The following is a 6,340-nucleotide window of genomic DNA, read 5'->3' on the forward strand; positions in this document are numbered from 1 at the left end:
GGGTGAGCGACGCCTCGGTATCGTGGTCGCCGTGCCCGGATTCTGGAGAAACGCGCTTGCGATTTTGGTATTTCGAGCGACCCAACCAGTACTCTCTTGCACCAGTTGGCTAGTGAAATCCCTAGTTAACGCAATTCAGGATGGAAAACTGTCCGACCGAAGTTCTCGCCCGTCACGTATGCCGCCCGCGCTGCGGCGAGCCCGGCGGCTGCAGCACCCATGACCAGGTCGCCATCTCGGCCAGCGTAACCGTGGCCGCGCGCTCGAACACCGGGTGCGCCGCGCGCGCCACGACCACCTGCGACTCGCCCAGGAGCGGCACGCTCGCGTACTTGGCCTCGTCGTGGCCGTCGGTGAGGCGGCCCAGCACGAGGTCGACGTCGCCCTGCTCCAGCTGCGCCTGCATCAGGTCGCTGGTCTCGACCACCACCGACACGGCCACCTGCGGATGGCGCAGGTGGTAGGCGACCAGCGCCGGCGCCAGCAGCCCGGACACCGCGCCCGGCACGCTGCCCACGCGCAGCGCACCGCTCAGGCCGGAACGCAGCGCGAGCATTTCCTCGCGCGCGGTGCCGGAGTCGCTGAGCACGCGGTGGGCGTAGCGGATCAGGATCTCGCCGTAGGGCGTCGGCGCCATGCCGCGCGCCAGGCGCTCGAAGAGCTGTTCGCCCAGCGACTCCTCCAACTGCTGCAGCAGCTTGGTCGCGGCCGGCTGGCTGATGTTCATGGCCTCGGCCGCGCGGCCGAGGTGGCGGTGCGCGTCGAGCCGGGCCAGCAGGAGCAGCTGACGCGGCCTCACATGCAGCATCAGCGAGGCGTCGGTGAGGCCGGGTTTCATGCACAAAAGTATATGGAGCTTCGGCCTTTTTCGATTGGATCGCGCGACCGAAGCTCCGTAGGCTCGGGCCCACAACAAGCAGGAGACGACGCGATGACCCTCTTTCCCCTGGCCCGCGGTGCCGGCCTGGCGGCGCTGCTGGCGCTGGCCGCCTGCCTGAACGCGGGCGCGCAGCCGGCCTACCCCGACAAGCCGCTGCGCATCCTGGTCGGCGCCTCGCCCGGCGGCGGCACCGACATCCTCGCGCGCGTGCTGGCCGACAAGTTCGCGCCCGTGCTCAAGCAGCCCGTGACGGTGGAGAACCGCCCCGGCGCATCGAACACCATCGCCGGCGAACTCACGGCCCGCGCGCCGGCCGACGGCGCCACGCTGCTGCTGGCCACCAACACGGCGCAGGCCGTGGCGCCGCACATCCTCAAGCTCAAGTACGACCCGCTGAAAGACCTGCAACCGATCGGCCTCGTGGCCGTGATGCCCAACGTGCTCGTGGTGTCGGCCAGCTCGCCCTACAAGTCGGTGAAGGACCTGCTCGCGGCCATGGCCGCGAAGCCCGGCGGCTTCAAGTACGCGTCGTCGGGCATCGGCAGCACGCAGCACGTGGGCGGCGAAGCCTTCAACCTGGCCACGGGCATGACCTCGATCCACGTGCCCTACAAGGGCAGCTCGCAGGCGCACATCGACATCATCTCGGGCGAGGTCGAGATGATGTTCGACAGCACCTCGTCGGCCATGGGCCAGATCCGCGCCGGCAAGTTCCGCGCGCTGGCCGTGAGCGCGCCGCAGCGCTCGCCCGAGTTGCCCGACGTGCCGACGCTCGCCGAGCAAGGCGTCAAGGGCGCCGACGTGTCGACCTGGTACGGCCTGTACGTGACGGCCGGCACGCCGCGCCCGGCGGTCGAGCGGCTGAGCGCCGAACTCACGCGCACGATGGGCCTGACGGAAGTGCAGTCGCGCATCAAGGCCCTGGGCGGCGAGCCCGGCACGCTGACCGGCGAACCCTTCGCGGCGATGAACCGGCAGGAGTTCGACCACTACGGCCGGCTCGTGCGCGATGCGCGCATCAAGGCCGAGTGAGGCCCTCCCTTCTTTCTCTTTTCTCCACCTCCATTGCCGACCATGTCTACCCCATCGACAACCCCGCGCGTGACCTCCGCCAAACCCCGCATCGCCGTGCTGCTGGGCGACCCCAGCGGCGTCGGCCCCGAGATGGCCGTGAAGCTGCTCGCGCGCCAACGCAACCTCGACGCCGCGCGCGTGCTGCTGATCGCCGACCCCGTCGTGCTGGCCGCGGGCGAGCGCGTGGCGGGCGTGAAGCTGGCGCCGCTGCAGGTGAACACCCTCGACAGCCTGCGCTTCGAGGACGGCCGTCCGAGCCTCCTCGTGCGCGACTGGATGGCGGGCGAGGAACCGGTGCTCGGCGAGTCGAACGAGCGCTCCGGCCGGGCCTCGTTCGAAGCGCTGGAGCTGGCCACGCAGGCCGTGCGAAACGGCCAGGCCGACGCGATCCTCTTCGCGCCGCTCAACAAGCATTCGCTGCGCCTGGGCGGCCTCGTGCACGAGGACGAACTGCGCTACATGCAGGAGCGCTTCGCGGTCACGGGCTTCGTCTGCGAGTTCAACCTCACCGGCTCGCTGTGGACCTCGCGCGTGACCTCGCACATTCCGCTGAAGGACGTGGCGCGGCACATCACGGTGGAGGGCGTGCGCGACGCCGTGAAGATCATCGCGTCGGCACTGCGCCGCGCCGGCGTGACACACCCGCGCATCGCCGTGACCGGCCTCAACCCGCACGCGGGCGACGGCGGCTCGATCGGCATGGAAGAGATCGAGATCATCGCGCCCGCCATCGAACAGCTGCGCGCCGAAGGCCACGACGCGCGCGGTCCGTTCTCGCCCGACACCGTGTTCATCGGCGCACGGCGCGGCGACGTGGACGCGGTGGTGTCGATGTACCACGACCAGGGCCAGATCGCGATGAAGCTCATGGGCTTCGAGCAGGGCGTGACCTTGCATGGCGGCCTGCCCGTGCCCGTGGCCACCTCGGCCAGCGGCAGCGCCTTCGACATCGCCGGCCAGGGCGTGGCGCAGATCGAAGGGCTGCAGCAGGCTTTCGACCTGTGCGTGCGGATGGCAAGCGGTGCGCCTGCTGCACCTGCGTCCGTCGAAACGGCGATGGCATGAGCTGCTAGCACCTCAAAAGAAAAGGGCCGCGTGTGCGGCCCTTGGCAGAAAGATCAGGCGCTCGGCGGTTCGCCGTAAGCATTGCTCTCCGGCTGCGACGGCTGAACGAAGAAGTAGATCAGCACCAGATTGATCAGCGGGATGATCGACAGCAGCAAGAACCAGCCGCTCTTGCCGATGTCGTGCAGGCGGCGCACGCCCACCGCGAGGGCGGGCAGAAGCAGGGCCAGCGCTGCAATGAAGTACACGTACTCATGGATCAGGCCCGTCACGACGAGCACGCCGAACTGGGCCAGAAAAAACCACCAGAACTCGGAACGCGACGCACGACCCGTGAAATCGGTGTACTTGGCGATGCACGTCTTGACCGCTGTTTGAAAGTCCATTGACTCGCTCCTCTTGATGAATCCCAGGGAAATTTCCCCGGGGCCATCATATCGGCGCACTGTGCAACGACAAACTCGGCCAAACCGGCCACCACCCTGCAAACCAATGGCCTAAAGGCCTAGTGGATAGAGCCTTTGGCCAAGGCTTGCGAGGCTTGCAGTGACGTGCGCCGTCAGGTGCTCAGCCGCTGCAGCAGGCCGGCCGTGGAGGCATCAAGCCCCGACACATCGCCCGAGGCCAGGCGCGGTTCGATGTCGCGCGCCAGCACCTTGCCGAGCTCCACGCCCCACTGGTCGAAGCTGTTGATGCCCCACAGCGCGCCGCTGGTGAACACGCGGTGCTCGTACATCGCGAGGAAGGCGCCCAGCGCTTCGGGCGTGAGCTTCTCGAACACGAAGAAGGTGCTCGGCCGGTTGCCCGGAAAGTTCTTGTGGCCGCCTTCGTCGAGCTTGCCGACCATCAGCGCCTGCGCCTGCGCGAGCGCGTTGGCCAGCAGCTTGGGGTGGTGGCCGTCGAGGTCGTGCGAGGCGTCGCGCACCGCCATGAACTCGAGCGGGATCACGTCGGTGCCCTGGTGCAGCATCTGGAAGTAGGCGTGCTGCCCGTTGGTGCCGGGCTCGCCCCAGAGCACGGGCGAGGTGCCGAAGGCCAGCGACGCGCCGCTCGCGTCGACCTGCTTGCCGTTGCTCTCCATCTCGAGCTGCTGCAGGTAGGCCGGCACGCGCTTCAGCGCGCTGTGGTACGGCGCGATGCTGCGGCTCGTGAAGTGGTGGAAGTTGCGGTACCAGACATCGAGCAGGCCCAGCCGCACGGGCAGGTTCTGCTCGAGCGGCGCGGTGCGGAAGTGCTCGTCCATCGCGTGCGCACCCGCCAGCAGCCGGCGAAAGCCGTCGGCGCCGATGGCCAGCGCGATCGGCAGGCCGATGGCCGACCACAGCGAATAGCGGCCGCCCACCCAGTCCCAGAAGCCGAAGGTGGTGTCGATGCCGAACTGCTTCGCGGCCTCGACGTTGGTGGTGAGCGCGGCGAAATGGCCGGCGATGTCGGTGCCGCCCGACTGTTCGTACCAGCGCTTGGCCGAGAGCGCATTCGTCATCGTCTCGGCCGTGGTGAAGGTCTTGGACGCGACCAGGAACAGCGTGTGCTCGGGCGCCAGGCCCTTGAGCACGCCCGCCAGCTCGTGGCCGTCGACGTTCGAGACAAAGTGGAAGCGCTTGCCCGGCGCCACGAACTCCGCGAGCGCCAGCACCGCCATTTGCGGGCCGAGGTCGGAGCCGCCGATGCCGATGTTGACCACGTCGGTGATCGTGTGGTCGCTGCGCACCTTCTCGGCGTAGGCCAGCATGGCGTCGAGCGTGGCGTGCACTTCGCGCAGTTCGTGGGCCGTCTGGCGGCCGGTGGCCGCGTCGGCCGGCGCGCGCAGCAGCGTGTGCAGCACGGCGCGGTCTTCGGTGTTGTTGATGTGCGCACCCGCGAACATGGCGTCGCGGTGGGCTTCGAGGCCGCATTCGCGCGCCAGCGAGAACAGCAGCGCCTCGGTGCGCGCGTCGATGAGGTTCTTCGACAGGTCGGCGAAGACGTGCGGCGCCTCCTGGCTGAAGCGCGCGAAGCGCCCGGCGTCCTCCACGAAGGCATGGCGAAGATCGAACTGGCGACCGGCCGTGTCGAAGCTGGACTGCAGTTGCGCCCAGGCCGGCGCGCGGTCACAGCGCAGGGTCATGGTCATGTTTACTTGCCGCTTTCCTGCATGAGCTTTTCGAGCTTCACGGCGTCGGCCGCGAAGGCGCGGATGCCTTCGGCGAGCTTCTCGGTGGCCATCGCGTCTTCGTTGAGCGCGAAGCGGAAGCCGGCCTCGTCGTAGCTCACCTTCTCGGCCGTGCCGCTCGCGGCAGCCTTGGCGTCGAGCGCGTGCGTGAGCGGCTCGTTGCTCGCGGCCAGCTCGGCCAGCAGCTCGGGGCTGATGGTCAGCAGGTCGCAGCCGGCGAGCGCCTGGATCTGCCCCACGTTGCGGAAGCTCGCGCCCATGACCTCGGTCTTGATGCCCTGCTGCTTGTAGTAGTTGAAGATTTCGCGCACCGACTTCACGCCCGGGTCGTTGGCGCCCGCGCTGGCGGCTTCGTCCCACTTCGCACCGGCCGACTTCTTGTACCAGTCGTAGATGCGGCCCACGAAGGGCGAGATGAGCTGCACGCCGGCCGTGCCGCAGGCCACGGCCTGCGCGAACGAGAACAGCAGCGTGAGGTTGGTGCGGATGCCCTTCTGCTCGAGCAGGCGCGCGGCCTCGATGCCTTCCCAGGTGGAGGCGACCTTGATCAGCAGGCGCTTCTCGGTGTCGATGCCTTCGGCCTTGTACAGCGCCACGATGCGCTCGCCGCGGGCCACGGTGGCGGCGGTGTCGAACGACAGGCGTGCGTCGACTTCGGTGGATACGCGGCCCGGGATGATGGAGAGGATTTCGGTGCCGAAGCGCACCAGCAGGCGGTCGATGACCTCGTCGAGCGGCTTGCCGGCGTGGGCCTTCACGGTTTCATCGAGCAGCGGCCGGTACTCGGCCTTCTGCACGGCCTTGAGGATCAGCGACGGGTTGGTGGTCGCGTCCTGCGGCTTGGAAATGCTGAGCTGCTTGAAGTCACCGGTGTCGGCAACCACGGTGGTCCACTGGCGGAGTGCATCGAGTTGGTTCATGAAATCAATTATCCGGGGAGGGGTGTGACAAGTCCTGCACGCAGTTGCGCGGCGGTCGATGTTTTCATGCGAACCGTAGCACGGGTTTTCGCGAAGCTCCATCGGCCTGCAGCGCGAAGGGTTGTCGGCCGCCCTGCCCTACAGGGGCTGTGGTCCCCGGCTGACGGCAGCCGGCCGCGGCCGGGGGCACCCTGAACGGGACGCGGCATCCACGCCGAGAACGACTTTCCCCAGGAGCCCTCATGACCC

Annotated in this window: 6 protein-coding genes; 2 read left to right on the forward strand and 4 right to left on the reverse strand. The window is 68.3% G+C overall.

The window, feature by feature from the left end; genetic code table 11:
- Positions 1 to 172 precede the first annotated feature (172 nt).
- Positions 173 to 838 (reverse strand): LysR family transcriptional regulator, encoded by a 666-nt coding sequence (locus tag AC07XP_RS23460; protein ID WP_495266014.1) that lies wholly within the window; start codon positions 836 to 838, stop codon positions 173 to 175.
- 93 nt (positions 839 to 931) lie between these two features.
- On the opposite strand from AC07XP_RS23460, the gene AC07XP_RS23465 reads away from it, so the two are divergent.
- Positions 932 to 1,912, forward strand: a complete 981-nt coding sequence (locus AC07XP_RS23465; protein ID WP_495266015.1) for a Bug family tripartite tricarboxylate transporter substrate binding protein — start codon at positions 932 to 934, stop codon at positions 1,910 to 1,912.
- 42 nt (positions 1,913 to 1,954) lie between these two features.
- Positions 1,955 to 3,019 (forward strand): 4-hydroxythreonine-4-phosphate dehydrogenase PdxA, encoded by a 1,065-nt coding sequence (locus AC07XP_RS23470; RefSeq protein ID WP_495266016.1) that lies wholly within the window; start codon positions 1,955 to 1,957, stop codon positions 3,017 to 3,019.
- 53 nt (positions 3,020 to 3,072) lie between these two features.
- On the opposite strand, the gene AC07XP_RS23475 is transcribed toward AC07XP_RS23470, so the two are convergent.
- The 3 genes from AC07XP_RS23475 to tal form a co-directional block, all read right to left on the reverse strand.
- Positions 3,073 to 3,405 carry a DUF805 domain-containing protein gene (locus AC07XP_RS23475; protein WP_062472662.1) on the reverse strand — a complete coding sequence of 111 codons (333 nt, stop codon included), beginning with the start codon at positions 3,403 to 3,405 and terminating at the stop codon, positions 3,073 to 3,075.
- A 173-nt stretch (positions 3,406 to 3,578) separates the two neighbouring features.
- On the reverse strand, positions 3,579 to 5,132 hold the full coding sequence (pgi, locus tag AC07XP_RS23480; protein ID WP_495266017.1) for a glucose-6-phosphate isomerase: 1,554 nt from the start codon (positions 5,130 to 5,132) through the stop codon (positions 3,579 to 3,581).
- Positions 5,133 to 5,134: 2 nt separating this feature from the next.
- Complete coding sequence (gene tal / locus AC07XP_RS23485; protein WP_495266018.1) at positions 5,135 to 6,091, reverse strand: transaldolase; 957 nt, start codon at positions 6,089 to 6,091, stop codon at positions 5,135 to 5,137.
- Positions 6,092 to 6,340: the final 249 nt, after the last annotated feature.

The sequence above is a fragment of the Variovorax sp. GW531-E2 genome, assembly GCF_059423125.1.